At 62.1% G+C, this 15,735-nt stretch carries 13 protein-coding genes, 2 tRNA genes and 1 other annotated feature; of the genes, 5 read left to right on the top strand and 10 right to left on the bottom strand.

All coding sequences use genetic code 11. From position 1 onward, the window contains the following. Positions 1-267: 267 nt before the first annotated feature. The 5 genes from CK627_RS10705 to CK627_RS10685 form a co-directional block, all read right to left on the bottom strand. Positions 268-684: a YybH family protein gene (locus tag CK627_RS10705; protein WP_095592312.1), complete on the bottom strand. Its 417-nt coding sequence runs from the start codon at positions 682-684 to the stop codon at positions 268-270. Positions 685-778: 94 nt separating this feature from the next. Then, a complete protein-coding gene (gene thrC, locus CK627_RS10700; protein WP_095592311.1) occupies positions 779-2,053 on the bottom strand; it encodes a threonine synthase in 1,275 nt (424 codons plus the stop codon). Further along, positions 2,050-3,030 carry a homoserine kinase gene (thrB, locus tag CK627_RS10695; protein WP_017786359.1) on the bottom strand — a complete coding sequence of 327 codons (981 nt, stop codon included), beginning with the start codon at positions 3,028-3,030 and terminating at the stop codon, positions 2,050-2,052. The genes thrC and thrB overlap by 4 nt, the downstream gene beginning before the upstream one ends. 2 nt (positions 3,031-3,032) lie before the next feature. Next, positions 3,033-5,492 (bottom strand): bifunctional aspartate kinase/homoserine dehydrogenase I, encoded by a 2,460-nt coding sequence (gene thrA / locus CK627_RS10690; RefSeq protein WP_095592310.1) that lies wholly within the window; start codon positions 5,490-5,492, stop codon positions 3,033-3,035. Between the two features lie 68 nt (positions 5,493-5,560). Then, positions 5,561-5,691, bottom strand: a sequence feature (Thr leader region). Between the two features lie 72 nt (positions 5,692-5,763). Next, on the bottom strand, positions 5,764-6,456 hold the full coding sequence (locus CK627_RS10685) for a tRNA/rRNA methyltransferase (protein ID WP_095592309.1): 693 nt from the start codon (positions 6,454-6,456) through the stop codon (positions 5,764-5,766). A gap of 195 nt (positions 6,457-6,651) precedes the next feature. Here CK627_RS10685 and aceK point away from each other — a divergent pair, with 195 nt between their 5' ends. Continuing rightward, on the top strand, positions 6,652-8,379 hold the full coding sequence (aceK, locus tag CK627_RS10680) for a bifunctional isocitrate dehydrogenase kinase/phosphatase (RefSeq protein ID WP_042009064.1): 1,728 nt from the start codon (positions 6,652-6,654) through the stop codon (positions 8,377-8,379). 109 nt (positions 8,380-8,488) lie between these two features. Here the strand turns inward: aceK and CK627_RS10675 are convergent, their stop codons facing one another. Beyond that, positions 8,489-8,887, bottom strand: a complete 399-nt coding sequence (locus CK627_RS10675) for an META domain-containing protein (protein ID WP_019839420.1) — start codon at positions 8,885-8,887, stop codon at positions 8,489-8,491. A 172-nt stretch (positions 8,888-9,059) separates the two neighbouring features. Here CK627_RS10675 and CK627_RS10670 point away from each other — a divergent pair, with 172 nt between their 5' ends. Next, positions 9,060-9,536 (top strand): hypothetical protein, encoded by a 477-nt coding sequence (locus CK627_RS10670; RefSeq protein ID WP_017765734.1) that lies wholly within the window; start codon positions 9,060-9,062, stop codon positions 9,534-9,536. Between the two features lie 5 nt (positions 9,537-9,541). Here the strand turns inward: CK627_RS10670 and CK627_RS10665 are convergent, their stop codons facing one another. Beyond that, positions 9,542-10,021: a putative 4-hydroxy-4-methyl-2-oxoglutarate aldolase gene (locus CK627_RS10665; RefSeq protein WP_010633331.1), complete on the bottom strand. Its 480-nt coding sequence runs from the start codon at positions 10,019-10,021 to the stop codon at positions 9,542-9,544. Positions 10,022-10,063: 42 nt separating this feature from the next. Continuing rightward, a complete protein-coding gene (locus CK627_RS10660; protein ID WP_095592308.1) occupies positions 10,064-10,480 on the bottom strand; it encodes a DUF3293 domain-containing protein in 417 nt (138 codons plus the stop codon). Positions 10,481-10,856: 376 nt separating this feature from the next. Between CK627_RS10660 and arcA the strand changes: the two genes are divergently transcribed. Continuing rightward, a complete protein-coding gene (gene arcA / locus CK627_RS10655) occupies positions 10,857-11,576 on the top strand; it encodes a two-component system response regulator ArcA (protein WP_011706824.1) in 720 nt (239 codons plus the stop codon). A gap of 141 nt (positions 11,577-11,717) precedes the next feature. Here the strand turns inward: arcA and CK627_RS10650 are convergent. Together CK627_RS10650 and CK627_RS10645 are read right to left on the bottom strand one after the other, a co-directional pair. Beyond that, positions 11,718-11,792 (bottom strand) — tRNA-Gly (locus CK627_RS10650). Positions 11,793-11,886: 94 nt separating this feature from the next. Next, positions 11,887-11,960 (bottom strand) — tRNA-Gly (locus tag CK627_RS10645). A gap of 201 nt (positions 11,961-12,161) precedes the next feature. Here CK627_RS10645 and cydD point away from each other — a divergent pair. Next, the gene (cydD, locus tag CK627_RS10640; RefSeq protein WP_095592307.1) at positions 12,162-13,931 is read left to right on the top strand and encodes a heme ABC transporter permease/ATP-binding protein CydD; all 1,770 of its coding nucleotides are present in this window, start codon (positions 12,162-12,164) and stop codon (positions 13,929-13,931) included. Continuing rightward, entirely contained in the window at positions 13,924-15,669 is a 1,746-nt protein-coding gene (gene cydC, locus CK627_RS10635; RefSeq protein ID WP_095592306.1) for a heme ABC transporter ATP-binding protein/permease CydC, read from the top strand. The genes cydD and cydC overlap by 8 nt, the downstream gene beginning before the upstream one ends. The last annotated feature ends 66 nt before the right edge of the window (positions 15,670-15,735 follow it).

The raw sequence follows: 15,735 nt of genomic DNA, 5'->3' as shown, positions 1-15,735 counted from the left end.
GGGTGCCGACCTTGTTCGTCCATGATGGCTTCATGCAGCACCCTGATTAACAGCCACCGAACGGCTGGTCAAGGGACTCCCCATCGGCGGCTTTTTCCCACGATTTTTATTCTTCTGCGCGCCGCCACTATGGCGGAGAAAACCTGCAACAAAACGGCGCCGCACCACAGCAACCTCTAACAAGTCTATCTATATCAGCAGCTTGCTGATTGCCTGCCATTCGGGGGCTTGTAGCAGCCCTCACTCTGGGATAGCCCCCGGGAGCGTTCAGGCAGAAGGCGCGGGGCCCAACGCTGCCAGCAGCGCAGTGCCGTAGGAGTTGTCTATGGTGCAGCGCCACTGCCCATCGGTTTCTTTGCGAAACACATAGGTGGCGCGGCGGGTTTCCTCAGTCAGGCTCCCCTGACCATCGGGGTAATTGAGCCGGGTCTCCATGATCACCAGGGCATTGTCGGCCCCCTCGATCACCTCCATGGCGCCCTGCTCCACCTTGAGCTGCCCCTGAAAGTAATCAGAGATGGCCGTAAAGGCGCGGCGGATGGCGGGAATGCCGCGCACCACCATACCGGGCTTGACCACCAGGGCGGCGTCCTCGGCGTAGAAGGCCATCAGGGCGTCGAAATCGCGCCGGGAGATGGCGGCGTCGCAGGTCTCGATGAGAGTTCGAAGGGGATGCTGACTCATCTTCACTCCTTATAGGGGGCGGCTTGCCCGCCCTGTCATGAATAGAAAGCAACGGATAGAAAAATCCCCCGAGGTCGGGGGATTGGCAATCAACTTAACCGAGCAGGAAGGCCCTTAGCCGAGCAAACTCCGCCGGCAGGTTGTGGGACAAGAGCGGCAGCACGGCGTGCTTGGCGAGCGGCCCCGGCAGCGGCACGTCCAGCCCCAGGATCTCGTCCACCGACTCCTTGAACTTGGCCGGATGAGCGGTGCAGAGGAACACCCCTACCTCGTCCTCGGCCAGCTGTTCACCCAGCAGATCCCAGGCGATGGCGCCGTGGGGTTCGCACAGGTAATCCAGCCGGTGCAGGCGCTGCAACGCATCGCGAGTCTGGGCATCGTCACGCATGCCTGACCCCAGGGTCTCCAGCGCCCAGCCTTTGCGACGGCACAGCTCTTCTACTCGTGGCCAGTTGTTGGGGCGGCTCACATCCATGGCGTTCGACAGGGTCGCCACCGTCTGGTGCGGATCCCACTGGCCGGATTTCAGGTAGCGCGGCACGGTATCGTTGGCGTTGGTGGCGGCGATAAAGCGCTTCACCGGCAGCCCCAGCGCCTTGGCGATAAGACCCGCGGTGAGGTTGCCAAAGTTGCCGGACGGCACGCTGATGACCGCCTTGGCGCGATCGGCTTTCGGCAACTGGGCCAGCGCCTCGAAGTAGTAGCAAACCTGGGCCAGCAAGCGGCTGATGTTGATGGAGTTGGCGGAGTTCAGGCCAATGGCCTTTTTCAGCTCCTCGTCATCGAAGGACTGCTTCACCAGCGCCTGGCAGGCATCGAAGTCGCCGTCGATGGCGATGGTGCGGATGTTGCCCCCTAAGGTGCAGAACAGCGCCTCCTGCAGCGGGCTTATCTTGCCCTTCGGGTAGAGGATCACCACCTCGATCCCCTCCAGCCCGTAGAAGGCGTGGGCCACGGCGGCGCCGGTGTCGCCCGAGGTGGCGGTGAGGATAGTGATCTTGTCGTTGGTTCTGAACGCCGCAAGGCACTGAGCCATAAAGCGGCCGCCGAAGTCCTTGAACGCCAGGGTCGGGCCGTGGAATAGCTCGAGGGCATAAGTGCCATCTTTCAATTTCACCAGCGGTGCCGGGAAGGTGAAAGCAGCCTTGACCAGCTCGTGTACCTGAGGCGCGGCCACCTCGTCCCCCAGCAGGTGGCTGAGGATGCGGGCGGAGCGCTCCACCAGCGGCAACTCCAGCAGGGCATCCACATCGGCCAGCGGCTCAAGCTGCTCGGGGAAGAACAGACCCTGCTCACGGCCCAGGCCCTGACGCACCGCCTGGGCGAAGCTCACCTGTTCACTCTTGTCCTTGATATTGTAAAGATTCATAGCTCGCTTCCTGTTACCCGTGCCCCGGCCATGTCGAGTTTGCAAACCCGGGCAAATCCATCTTCGTTCTGCACGAAATGTGCGTCCATCCACTCTTTCATCCGCTCGGCCTGGGCCAGATCCTTCATCACCACAAACACGCTGGGGCCGGAGCCCGAGATGCCGGTGGCCAGCGCCCCGTTCTGGGCGGCCTGGGCCCGCACCTCGGCAAAACCTTCAATGAGCGCCGCGCGGTAGGGCTCGGCAATCACGTCTTTGAGCACGCTCGCCGCCAACCCCTCCTGCCCGGTGTAGCTGGCGTGCACGAAGGCGGCCAGCCGGCGGCCATAGGTGAGGCAATCCTGGCGGCGATACTGGGCCGGCAGAATGGCGCGGGCGGCGGCGGTGGAGACGACCGTGCCCGGGTAGCAGACCACCCAGTACCACTGCTCAAACACCGGGATGCCCTGGCTGATGACGCCGTGCTCTTCCAGCACCAGCTGCATGCCGCCCAGATAGCAGGGGGCGACGTTGTCGTAGTGGACGGAGCCGGAGATCTTGCCTTCCATCTCCCCCATCAGCAGCAGCAATTCGTGTTCATTGAGGGGGGCGCCGTGAAAGGCGTTGAGGCCTTCCAGTGCCGCCACCACGCTGCAGGCGCTGGAACCCAGACCCGAGCCCACCGGCAGGTTCTTCTCCAGCACCATCTCGAGCGGCTTGAGACCAAGGCCCCGCTTCTCCAGCGCCTCGCCATAGGCGAGCCAGCAGTCATGGAGGATGTTCTTTTTCGGGTCAGCCGGCAACTTGTGGGCGTAACGGCCCACGGAGGAGAGGGCAAACGGCACATCGGCGGCTTTCACCTGGACCCGATCTCCCAGCAGAGAGCCATCCACGGGGGCGAGCGCCGCCCCCAGTACATCGAATCCCACGCTCAGGTTGGCGCTGGAGGCGGGGGCATAGGCCACCACGCTGCTGCTCTGGTACATGTCTGAACTCATGCTTACAACTCCTGCTTCCAGTTCTGGGTGCGCAGCACGTCGGCAAAGACGCCCGCGGCGGTCACTTCGGTACCGGCGCCATAGCCGCGCAGCACCAGCGGGATCGGCTGGTAGTAAGTAGAGAAGAAGGCGAGCGCGTTCTCCCCGTCTTTGACCTTGAACAGCGGCTCGTCGGCACCGACCGCCTTGATGGCGACCTTGCACTTGCCACCCTCGATGGAACCCACGTAGCGCAGCACCTTGCCCTGAGCTTGCGCAGCCGCAAACTGGTCGCGGAACCAGCCGTCAGCCTCCGGCAGGCGGGCCATGAAGGATTCCACATCGCCGCTCACGTCAAAGCCCGGCGGCAGGGCCTGCTCCACTTCCACATCGGAGAGTTCCAGTGCCATGCCGGCCTCGCGAGCCAGAATGAGCAGCTTGCGGGCCACGTCCATGCCGTTGAGATCGTCGCGCGGATCCGGCTCGGTAAAGCCGTTGCCACGGGCAATCTTGGTGGCGTCGGAAAAGGCCATCCCCTCGTCCAGCTTGCCGAAGATAAAGGAGAGCGACCCGGAGAGCACGCCGTCGAAGGCACGCAGCTTGTCGCCAGCCTTGATCAGGTTCTGCAGGTTCTCGATGACCGGCAGACCGGCGCCCACGTTGGTCTCGTACAGGAACTTGCGACGGGTCTGGCGGGCGGTGCGACGCAGCGCCTTGTAGTAATCGAGCGACCCGGTGTTGGCCTTCTTGTTCGGGGTGACCACGTGGAAACCGGCGGCGAGGAAGTCGGCGTACTGGACGGCGATGGCCTCGCTGGAGGTGCAATCGACGATCACCGGGTTGATGAGGTGGCTCTCTTCCACCAGCTTCTTCACCGCTTCCAGGCTGAAGCTGTCGCGGGCCTCCACCAGCTGTTCACGCCAGTTGGCGAGGTTCAGACCATCCTTGTTGACCGCCATCTGGCGGCTGTTGGCGATGCCCACTACCCGCAGGCCAGTGCCCTGTTCGGCCAATACCGGCTGCTGGCGGGCAATCTGATCCACCAGCGCCGCGCCGACACCGCCGACGCCGACCACGAACAAGTCGATGAACTGCTGGCTGCCGAAGAAGTTCTGGTGGCAGGCCTTGATCGCTTCCGCCACCTTGCGATCCCGCACCACCGCAGAGATGGAGCGCTCGCTCGAGCCCTGGGCAATGGCGACGATGTTGATGGAGGCTTGCGCCAGCGAGGTGAAGAAGCGGGCCGCCATCCCCTTGGAAGTGCGCATGCCGTCACCGATGAGGGAGATGATGGCGAGATCCTGCATGATCTCCAGCGGATCCAGCAGCTGGTTCTTGAATTCGAGCTCGAACTCGCGCTCCAGCACCTTGCGGGTCTTGTCGCAGTCATAGCTGTGGATACAGAAGCTGACGCTGTACTCGGAGGATGACTGGGTGATGAGGACGATGCTGACTCCGGCGCGGGAGACGGCGGAGAAGATGCGGCCGGCCATGCCCACCATGCCCTTCATGCCGGGGCCGGAGACGTTGAACATGCACATGCCGGAGAGATCCGAGATGGCCTTCACTTTGAGGTCGTCATCCCCCTGCTCGACGCCAATCAGAGTGCCCGGCCCCTGCGGGTTGAAGCTGTTCTTGATGAGGCAGGGAATGTGGAACTGGGCCACCGGCGCGATGGTTTTCGGGTGCAGTACCTTGGCACCGAAGTAGGAGAGCTCCATCGCCTCCTTGTAGGAGAGGGTTTTCAGTAAGTAAGCGTCCGGCACCAGGCGCGGGTCGCAGTTGTAGCAGCCCTCGACGTCGGTCCAGATCTCGCAGCACTCCGCATCGACACAGGCGGCCAGGACGGCGGCGGAGTAGTCGGAGCCGTTACGGCCCAGCAGCACGGTTTCGCCCTTGTCGCTGCCACCGGTGAAGCCCGGCATCAGGTAGAGACAGTCGGAGCGCAGGCCCTTGGCGGCGAAGCGCAGGCGGGAGGCTTCGATGTCGACGTGAGCTTCGAGGTAGCCGCCGTCGGTCACCAGCAGCTCTTCTGGCACAATGACGTCCAGCTCGAGGCCGCGCACCCGAAGCAGTTCGTGCATGAAGGCGATGGAGAGGTTCTCGCCCCGACTCAGGATGCGAGCCTGCACGTTGTCCGGGCAGAGCCCCAGCAGGCGGATCCCCTGCATCAGCCGCTCCACCTGATCCAGTTCGCTGGTGAGACGGGCCTGCAGCGCCTTGTCATCCAGCGCCGGATAGGCTGCCTTCAAGCCGGCCAGCAGGCGGGAGAAGATGCCGTTGATCTCAAACAGGGTGCTGCTGGCATCCATGCCGCGGCTGGTCTGCTCCACCAGGGCCACCAGGTGGTTGGTCACCTTGGCCGGTGCCGACAGCACCAGGGCAACCTGGGATTGGCCGTGGGTATTCACCGCGATATCGGCGACCCGTAAAAAACGCTCTGCATCGGCCAGTGACGACCCGCCAAACTTCAACACTCTCATCGCTATCTCCCTGTATTCCCTGCAAATTGATCCGCTAATCGGTCTGAAAACTGTCTAAAAACAACCCAACAAAAAAGGCCCGTACTGGGTGGGTACGGGCCTTTTTCTGATTTCTGTGCTTGTTCGTCAGCGCATCAACCGGCCCCAGTGCCACCTGTGGTGGTACCGGTAATAATGGTGGTGGTGATGACGCTGGTGAATAACTGCATGACGAACACTCTTGAACGAAGCTGGCTTTTAGCAATACCGCGCCGGGCGCCGGGCTGTCAACCTAAACCTCTTTGCCAAGTTTGCGGGCAAGGTCTTTGCAGAGCAGATGGAGCATGTTCAAATCCCGCTGCGGCAGCATGGGCACTCGGTCCATCACCCACTGATGCAGTTTTTCATCCTGTGAAACTCCGAGTTCACCGAGAATTTCTGCTGTTTTGCTTTTCAGCACCCGAACCTGTCCGGCGTTATCAATATTTTCTGCTAGCGCCTCGGGCTCATCAAGCAACTGGCTCAGCTCGTAGGCGTACAACATGATCGCCTGGCCCAGGTTCAGGGACGGGTAGCTCACCTTGAGCGGCAGATAGCTGATGAGGTCGACCTGGGCCAGCTGCTCGTTGGAGAGGCCCGACTCCTCGCAGCCAAACACGATGGCGACCTTGTCCAAGGAAGGCTTGGCCTTGATCTGGTCACGGATCTCGGCCGGAGTGAGGTAGTGCTGATAACGGCCGCGCTGGCGGGCAGTGGTGGCCACCACCAGATCCATGTCGGCCAGCGCCTCCTCCAGGGTGTCGAACGCCTCGGCCTGGGTCAGGATCTCCTGCGCACCGTGGGCCACCCAGCTAGCCTCCTCCTCTTCGTGCACCCGGCTTGCCACCAGTCGCATGGCATCAAAGCCCATGGTTTTCATGGCGCGGGCGGCGGCGCCCACGTTGGCAGGGCGGGCGGGGGCCACCAGCACAAAATAGAGTTTCATCGGGTCTTCTCCTGGGCAGGGCCGAACGTGCAAACCACAGCGGAACGTCGGCAAAACAGGGGCGCAATCTACCGTTTTCACCCGAAAATTGCCACTTGAACAGACGTTTGAATGTTGCCATAGTGGCCAGGAATGTGGACAAATTGCAGCCAATCCCAGGCGCCATCGGCCCGACAGATCACAAGGAAGAGAGAGATGCAGCAGCCATTGGAACAGGCCGTCGCCGAGACGATTCTGCAACGCTTCGAGTCGTTTTACAGTCGGTTTCTCGAAATCACCCAGGGCAGCAAGAGCCGTTTTGAAAACAGTGACTGGCTGGGGGTGCAGCTGGCGGGGCGCGAGCGTATCCGCCTCTATGATCACCACGTGGGGGCGACGGCTGGCTCCATTCGCCAGATGATGGGAGAACACCACGCCACCCAGGAGCTGCTCAAGCGGGTCAAAGGGGCCTTCAGCGACCTGCTGCCCAAGTGCGAGAACTTCGAGGTGGCGGAGTCCTTCTTCAACTCCGTCTACCGCCGCATCTTTCGTCATCGCAACATCCGCGACGAAAACCTCTACATCCACCCCTTCGTCAGCCGCGGTGACAAGCCCGATCTGAGCGCGTTGCTGCGCATCTACCGCACCGATCTCGCCCACCTGCCACAGACCCTGAGCCAGCTGCTCGGGGATTACAGCTTCACCCTGCCCTATGAGGACAAACAGCGGGATATTGTCGATATCCATCGTCATCTTGCCGAGAACGGCCCGCATATTCTGCACGATGAGCCCTTCGCCATCGAGCTATTGAGAGAGGTCTTCTACCGCAACAAAGGGGCCTATCTGGTGGGGCTGATCCGGGCAAGGGAGCAGGTCTTTCCCTTCATCCTGCCCCTGCTCAGCACCGGCCAGAGCATCTATGTGGATACCGTCATCTTCGAGCCGGATCTCGCCTCCATCGTGTTTGGCTTCGCCCGCGCCTATTTCATGGTCTATGCCCCGGTGCCGGCGCTGTTCGTCGCCTTCTTGCGCCAGATCATGCCCCACAAGCCGGACTACGAGATCTACAACGCCATCGGCTGCCAGAAGCACGGCAAGACCGAGCTCTATCGCCACTATCAGCACCATCTGGCCCAGAGCCGCGAGCAGTTCGTCATCGCGCCGGGCATCAAGGGGATGGTGATGAGCGTGTTCACCCTCCCCTCCTACGACGTTGTGTTCAAGGTGATAAAGGATGAGTTCACGCCCCCCAAGGACGTGAGTCACGAGCAGGTGAAGGCGAAGTACCGGCTGGTAAAGCAGCACGACCGGGTGGGCCGCATGGCCGATACCCAGGAGTTCACCAACTTCGAGTTTCCCCTCGATCGCATCTCGCCGGAGCTGCTGGCCGAGCTCAAGGCGGTGGCCCCCTCGGCGCTCACCATCACCGCCGACAAGCTGGTAATCAAACACCTCTACACAGAGCGCAAGATGATCCCGCTCAACCTCTATCTGGACAAGGCGGACGAGCAGCAGACCCGGCTCGCGCTGGAGGAGTATGGCAACGCCATCAAGCAGCTGGCGGCGGCCAACATCTTCCCAGGGGACATGCTGTTCAAGAACTTCGGGGTCACCCGCCACGGCCGGGTGGTGTTCTACGACTATGACGAGATCTGCTACATGACGGAGTGCAACTTCCGCCAGATCCCGCCACCGCGCTACCCCGAGGACGAGTGGAGCGCCGAGCCCTGGTATTCGGTGGCCCCCAACGACATCTTCCCCGAGGAGTTCGCCACCTTCCTGCTGCAAAAGCCGCAGGTGCGCGAGATCATGCTGGCGCTGCACAAGGAGATGTTCGACGCCAACTACTGGAAGATGCTGCAGAGCAACATCAAGGAGGGGGTGTTCGAGGATGTCTATCCCTACCGGCGCAAGAAGCGCTTCAAGTTCCAGCGCGGCGGCTAGCCGATCCGCCCTCGTTGCAAAAGGGAGTGCAAATAGCAAAAGGGACGCCGTGGCGTCCCTTTCTGCATCCGGCTGCGTGCGCTACGACAGCCTCTGACAAAAACGTCAGTTACTTGGCGGCAGGCATGGCATCGAAGGTGAGCAGTGCCGCCTTGTTGGCGTCGCTCAGCACCAGCTGCTGGCCACTGATCTGGAAGCTCGCCACTTTCTCCAGCGTCTGCAGGTAGAGCATCTCCTTGCCGGCCAGCTCGCCCATGCACATCATGCGGGTCGAGCCCATGGGGCCCAGCGCCAGCACGCCGTCACCCTGCTGGATAATGCTGCCGAAATAGCGGTTGCAGCCGCCTTTGCCCGCCACCTTGTCGCCAGCGACTTGCAAGGTAAAGGTGTCGCCGCTCGCCCCTTGCAGTTGCCAGGTGGAGGCTTGCAGTTGCGTCAGTTTGGAACCAGTGGCCATGGCGCAGCCCCCCAGGGCCAGCGCGGCCAGCAGAGTCAGTTTCTTGTTCATGGATTCACCTCTCGATATCAGCGAAATAGGGGAAGAAACAGGATGATGGGGGCCTGTGTATCATGAGAGCGGAGCAAATCAAAACTGTTTTATTGTGATCGGGGTTCCCTTTACTAACAGCTGGCATGTGCCATGCTTGTATTCCTGTTCCGGACCCAGGGAGGGGAAAAGAATGGTCAAATCATCCGTCATCGCACTCGTCTCATGCCTCAGCCTCACCGCCCAGGCCGCCGACTGGGATTTCCTCAAGAACGACACCGACAGCCAGCTCTACGTCAAAAGCTACTCAGGCGTGCTGCTCGGCAGTCAGACTCATCACAACGACAGTTTCGATCTCTGGCTCATCAATACCGGCTATCAATATCCGCTGCACGATGGCGTCAGCCTCTACATGGAAGCAGGCCCGGCCATCGGCCCCAGCAGCGAGCAATCCGGCTACAACCTGAGCTCGGGGGTGCGCTACCAGCTCTCCCCCATGCTCAACATCGGCAGCCAGCTCAAACAGCTGGAGGTGAACAAGCCCAGCACCCTGCTGGAGCTCAACACCAGCCTGCTGTTGACCCCGCAGCTGGCCATCACCGCCAACTACGGCGTCAGCGCCTTTCGCACCGAACAATCCCTCAGCGTCGGGGTCGGCTTCAACTTCTAACGGATTCAGATAAGCCGGGTGGCGCTCACCAGCACGCCGTTGAGATCGGCGTAGACGTAGTCACCCGGATGTATGGTCACCCCGGCAAACGACACCACCGCATCCAGCTCACCCAGCCCCCGCTTCTCGGTCTTGACCGGGCAGGGTGCCAATGCCTTGACCCCCAGCGCCAGCGTCGCCAGCGTGCCCACGTCGCGCACGGCGCCGTAGATCACGATTCCTTCCCAGCCCTGCTCCGCCGCCTTGATCGCCAGCTGATCGCCGAGCAGGGCGCGGCGCAGGGAGCCGCCACCGTCGATCACCATCACTCGCCCCTGCCCGGGTCGGTTGACCAGCTCCCGCACCAGGCTGTTGTCCTCGTAACAGGAGAGAGTGACCGCCTGGCCGTGAAACAGCGCCTTGCCACCGAAATTTTGAAACAGCGGCTCCGCCACCTGCAGGGCATCGCCGTACTCGTCGCAGAGATCGGGCAGTAGATCCAGCATCATAAGTCTCCTTCCATGGACATGAATTCGCTCATTCTTTCATCAAGCAGAGTCCCTGACAATCCAGTGGGATTCAATTCTGCCCAGATGGTGTGGCTCTCCCGCCAGCAACACCGGCAACAACCAGAGCTCCCCCTGTTCCACCCAGTAGATGGCATTCTGGCCAAAGCGGGCCGCCAGCCGGATGGCCTCGCTGCGCGTGGAGGCCAGCAGCAGCGACGACTCCTGCCAGCTTTCATCCAGCGAACTGCCCCGGCAGGACCCCATCACCTGCCAGCGAGGAACCGCCACAATGGCCCGCCACAGGGCCCGCTGACGGCGGGTATTGCGACGCATTCCCAGCTGGCGACTGGCAGGGTTCCAGGCCGTCACAATGGCGTAGGCAGGCCATTTCGGCGCCGAAAAGGGTGCAATAAAGCAGATTTTTCTGTAGTTTTCCCACAAATTCATGTCAACCACATGTTACATTCCATTACATTTTATAGGGGCGAAAATGGGGGCAACCCCAAGTATCATGCTGTGAACTCAGGGTTTGACCTATATCAAACCAGAGTTAAAAAGTTGCTATCTGACGGCAAAGAGTGTTGTTATGCGCCTGTTAACTGATAAAATGCAGCCACTTTTGTAATGGACTACCTTTCCAGGCTTCTCTCGCTCAGACTTATTGAGAGCCTATGTGTGGCACAGGGATGTTTGCCAACGCTGATGCCAAATTCGCGATAATCCGACCTGACATTCATACCCAGGATGACGTAATAAATTTTCAGGACCGGTCGGGTAACGCCAAAGAGTGTTAAAATTTAGATAACTAACTGATAAGAATCTGGGAATACTCATGCAAACACCACACATTCTGATCGTCGAAGACGAACTGGTCACTCGCAATACCCTGAAAAGCATCTTCGAGGCAGAGGGCTATATCGTGCTCGAAGCCAACAATGGCGACGAGATGCATCAGGCTCTGACTTCCCACACCATCAATCTGGTGATCATGGACATCAACCTGCCGGGCAAGAATGGCCTGCTGCTGGCTCGTGAGCTGCGTGAGGACGACAACATCGCCCTGATGTTCCTGACCGGTCGCGACAACGAAGTGGACAAGATCCTGGGTCTGGAAATCGGCGCCGACGATTACATCACCAAGCCGTTCAACCCCCGCGAGCTGACCATCCGTGCCCGCAACCTGCTGAGCCGCACCATGAACGTGGCCGCCGGTGGCGAAGAGAAGAAGCTGGTGGAGCGTTACCTGTTCAACGGCTGGGCACTGGACATCAACAGCCGCGCCCTGGTCAGCCCGGCTGGCGACATGTTCAAGCTGCCGCGCTCCGAGTTCCGCGCCATGCTGCACTTCTGCGAAAACCCGGGCCAGATCCAGACCCGCGCCGAGCTGCTCAAGAAGATGACCGGCCGTGAGCTCAAGCCCCACGACCGTACCGTGGATGTCACCATCCGCCGCATCCGCAAGCACTTCGAGAGCGTCAACGACACCCCCGAGATCATCGCCACCATCCACGGCGAAGGCTATCGCTTCTGCGGCGAGCTGGAGCAGGAGTAATCCTCCCTCCCGAGTTGAAAAGGCGCCGATGGCGCCTTTTTCATTGCAGCTTATTTCAGGAGTGCCGGTCAGGCAGTGAGCCTCGCCCAGAAACGGATAACAAAAAGCCCACTCGCAGGAGTGGGCTTTTTGCATCAAGGCTGGAGCGGGCAGCGGGAATCGAACCCGCATCATCAGCTTGGAAGGCTGAGGTAATAGCCATTATACGATGCCCGCCTGGCATCAAAACTTGCTTGGTGTGATGGGGAAACCCCACGACAGACAGCCCTTTCGGCTGAGGTGACAACGGCCTTGGCCATTATCAGGAATTTGGAGCGGGTGATGGGAATCGAACCCACGTATGCAGCTTGGGAAGCTACCGTTCTACCATTGAACTACACCCGCGTCAGGGCCTCTACTATATGCATTTTGCCGCCGAGCGCAATCACCCCGATACGGTTTTTTACCATAAATCAATCTGTTCGACCAACTAATGAGCAGCAAGCCGCTTTTTCCATCAATCGTTTTCACCGGCCGGAATTTACAAGGTTGCCAAGCCTGGGGGGCGAGGATAGTCTTGCGCCACTCGACGCGAGGATGGTGGTAATGGATAAAAAAACGCAAAAACGACTCTATGGCTGGTTGCGCAATCAATCGAGCCACGGCCGGCGCTGGATCGGCCTCTCCATTGGCTTTGGCCTGGGGCAGGGCATCCTGATGGTGGCGCAGGCCTGGCTGCTGGCCACCCTGCTGCACGGCTTCATCATCGAAGACGCCACCCCGGCGGGATCCATTCCCCTCTTCATTACCCTGCTGCTGGTCACCCTCGGCAAGGCGGTGCTGACCTATGGCCGCGAGGTGGCCAGCTTCAAGGCCGGCAGCGCGGTGCGCCAGGCCATCCGCGAGCTGGTGCTCACCCGCCTCGGCCGGTTGGGACCGGCCTACATCCAGCGTCGGCCGGCCGGCAGCTGGGCCAGCCTGCTGCTGGAACAGATTGAAAACATGCAGGATTTCTTCTCCCGCTACCTGCCGCAAATGGCGATTGCCGTGTTCATTCCGGTGGTGATCCTGGTGGCCGTATTCCCGGTCAACTGGGCCGCCGGCCTCATTCTGCTGGGCACGGCGCCCCTCATTCCCCTCTTCATGATCCTGGTGGGGGTCGGCGCCGCCGATGCCAACCGCCGCAACTTCCAGGCGCTGGCCCGTCTCTCCGGCCACTTCCTCGATCGCCTCAAGGGCCTGCGCACCCTGCAGCTCTTCATGCGCACCCAGGCGGAAGGGGATGCCATTCGCGATGCCTCGGAAGATTTTCGCGAACGCACCATGGAGGTGCTGCGCCTGGCCTTCCTCAGCACCGCCGTGCTGGAGTTTTTCGCCGCCCTCTCGGTGGCGCTGGTGGCCGTCTACTTCGGTTTCTCCTATATCGATCACCTGAACTTCGGCCACTATGGCACCAAAGTTACCCTCTTTACCGGCCTGTTCGTGCTGTTTCTCGCTCCCGAGTTCTACGCCCCGCTGCGCGAGCTCGGCGCCCACTACCACGCCAAGGCGCAGGCCATCGGCGCCGCCGGACAGCTGCTGGAGTTCCTCGAGGCCGAGGTGAGTGAACCCGCCTCAGGCAATGCGCCGTTCCATGCCGGCTCCCCCATCAGGGTGGAAGCCCGTGCCCTGGAGGTGCTGAGCGCCGAGGGCAAGGTGCTGGTCGGCCCCATCGACTTCACCCTGGAAGCGGGTTCACGCACCGCCCTCATCGGCATCAGCGGCGCCGGCAAGAGCTCGCTGGTCAACGCCCTGCTCGGCTTTGCCCCCTATCGCGGCGAGCTCAAGGTCAACGGCCAGGAGCTGGCCAGCCTCGACATGAGCCAGTGGCGCAGGCAGCTGGGCTGGCTCTCCCAGAACCCGCAGCTGTTCCACGCCTCGCTGCGTGACAATCTGCTGCTGGCCAAGCCCGCCGCCAGTGACGGCGAACTGGAAGAGGCCCTGAAACGGGCCCAGGCATGGGAGTTCGCCATGGAGAAGGGACTCGACTATGCGGTGGGGGATCAGGCCGGCGGCCTCTCGGTCGGCCAAGCCCAGCGTCTGGCGCTGGCCCGTACCCTGCTCAAGTCCACCCAGCTGATGGTGCTGGACGAGCCGACCGCCAGTCTGGATCGCCACTCCGAGCGAGCCATCATGACCACGCTGGAGCAGGTCATCGCCAACCAGACCCTGCTGATGATCACCCACCGCCTCGATCAGCTCACCAAGATGAACCAGATCCTGGTGCTGGAGCGCGGCAAGCTGGTGGAGCAAGGCAACTTCCAGCAACTCAGCACCGCGCAGGGGCCGTTCGCCCGCCTGCTCTCCCAACGTAACGAGGGTTCTCTCGATGACTGATCTCTTGCCGTTTCTGCGCCTCTATCGCCAGCACTGGCTCAGCCTCTCCATCGGTCTGCTGCTGGCACTGGTCACCCTGGCGGCCGGGATGGGACTGCTGTCGCTCTCCGGCTGGTTCCTCTCCGCCGCCGCCGTGGCGGGGCTGACGGCGGCCACCCGCGATCACTTCAACTACATGACGCCGGCCGGCGGGGTGCGCTTCTTCTCCATCATCCGCACTGCCGGCCGCTGGGGTGAGCGAGTGGTGAGCCACGACGCCACCTTCCGGGTGCTGACCCGGCTGCGGGTCTGGTTCTGGCAAAAGCTCTCGCCGCTCTCCACCGGCGCCCTGGCAGGCTTTCGCCAGGCGGACCTGCTCAACCGGCTGGTGGCCGACATCGACGCCATGGACCACGTCTACCTGCGGCTGGTCACCCCCATCGGGGCGGCCCTGCTCAGCACTGCCGGTCTGGTGCTCTTTCTCTCCTTCTTTGACAGCGAGCTGGCCCTCACCCTGGGTGCCATCCTGCTGTTTGGCATGATTGCCCTGCCGCTGGTGTTCTATTTCCTCGGCCGCAAGCCCGGACAGGCGCTGATAGCGGAAAAATCGAGCCTGCGTACCCGTCTGGTGGACTATCTGGACGGTCAGGCCGAGCTGCAGATGTTTGCCGCCGCCCCTCGGGCGCGTGACGAGCTGCAGCAGGCCGAGCAGGCGCTGATCCAGGCCCAGGCCCGCATGGCCCGGGTGAGCGGGCTGGCCAACGGCTCGGTGCAACTGCTGAGCGGCTGGACCCTGACCCTGATGCTGTGGCTGGCCGGCCACGGGGTGGCTGGCGCTGCGCCGGATCCCATCACGGCGCTGATGGTGTTCGCCACCCTGGCCAGCTTCGAGGCTCTGATGCCGCTGGCCGGCGCCTTCCAGCACCTCTCCACCAGCCTCACCTCGGCCCGCCGCCTCAACGAGATCCTGCAAGAGGCCAAGGCCCCCGTGTGGGGCCACGAAGAGCGTCACGCGCAACAGGGTGCGCTGCAGATAAGCGACCTCTATTTCAGCTACCCGGACAACCCGCAGCCGGTGCTGCGCGGCTGCACCCTGCAGCTGCAAGCCGGCGAAAAGCTGGCGCTGCTGGGCCAGACCGGCTGTGGCAAGTCCACCCTGATGGGACTGCTGACCCGCGAATGGCACCCGCAGGCCGGCAAGATCCTGCTCGATGGCAAGCCGCTCACCGACTACAGCGAAGGGGCGCTGCGCGCCTCCCTCTCGGTGGTGAGCCAGCGGGTGCACCTGTTTGCCGATACCCTGCGCGGCAACCTCAAGCTGGCCGCCCCCCATGCCAGTGACGAGCAGCTGGTGCAGGTGCTGACCCAGGTCGGCCTCGCCAACCTGCTGGAAGATGACAACGGCCACAGCGACAGCGGGCTCGATGCCTGGCTGGGGGATGGCGGCCGGCCGCTCTCCGGTGGCGAGCGCCGCCGCATCGGCATCGCCCGCGCCCTGCTGCACGACGCCCCGCTCTGGCTGCTGGATGAGCCGACCGAAGGGCTCGACAGCCAGACCGAGCGGGAGATCATGGAACTGTTGTTCCGGTTGGGGGCGGATCGCACCCTGCTGCTCATCTCCCACCGTTTGCTGGGGCTGGAGCAGATGGACCGGATCGCCCTGATGGAAGAGGGGCAGATCCGCCTCTGCGCCCCCCATCAGGCGCTGCTGGCGGACGACTACTACCGCAGCCTGCATCAGCGGCTGGCGCCGGCCTGATGAGCAACGAGAGAGAGGCGTCCGGTGCACCCCTCTCTCATGACAGCAGGCCAGTCATCAGCGCTG

The organism is Aeromonas dhakensis, assembly GCF_002285935.1.
Lineage (GTDB): Bacteria > Pseudomonadota > Gammaproteobacteria > Enterobacterales > Aeromonadaceae > Aeromonas > Aeromonas dhakensis.
Note: the sequence above shows the minus strand (reverse complement) of the source record. Positions and strands in the feature narration are given on the sequence as shown.

Coding starts and splice junctions, on each gene's coding strand:
- CK627_RS10670 (WP_017765734.1), top strand. CDS start 9,060: ATGGTCAAATCATCCGTCATCGCACTCGTCTCATGCCTCAGCCTCACC.
- aceK (WP_042009064.1), top strand. CDS start 6,652: ATGCAGCAGCCATTGGAACAGGCCGTCGCCGAGACGATTCTGCAACGC.
- thrC (WP_095592311.1), bottom strand. CDS start 2,053: ATGAATCTTTACAATATCAAGGACAAGAGTGAACAGGTGAGCTTCGCC.
- CK627_RS10705 (WP_095592312.1), bottom strand. CDS start 684: ATGAGTCAGCATCCCCTTCGAACTCTCATCGAGACCTGCGACGCCGCC.
- cydC (WP_095592306.1), top strand. CDS start 13,924: ATGACTGATCTCTTGCCGTTTCTGCGCCTCTATCGCCAGCACTGGCTC.
- CK627_RS10675 (WP_019839420.1), bottom strand. CDS start 8,887: ATGAACAAGAAACTGACTCTGCTGGCCGCGCTGGCCCTGGGGGGCTGC.
- thrA (WP_095592310.1), bottom strand. CDS start 5,492: ATGAGAGTGTTGAAGTTTGGCGGGTCGTCACTGGCCGATGCAGAGCGT.
- CK627_RS10665 (WP_010633331.1), bottom strand. CDS start 10,021: ATGCTGGATCTACTGCCCGATCTCTGCGACGAGTACGGCGATGCCCTG.
- arcA (WP_011706824.1), top strand. CDS start 10,857: ATGCAAACACCACACATTCTGATCGTCGAAGACGAACTGGTCACTCGC.
- thrB (WP_017786359.1), bottom strand. CDS start 3,030: ATGAGTTCAGACATGTACCAGAGCAGCAGCGTGGTGGCCTATGCCCCC.
- CK627_RS10685 (WP_095592309.1), bottom strand. CDS start 6,456: ATGAAACTCTATTTTGTGCTGGTGGCCCCCGCCCGCCCTGCCAACGTG.
- cydD (WP_095592307.1), top strand. CDS start 12,162: ATGGATAAAAAAACGCAAAAACGACTCTATGGCTGGTTGCGCAATCAA.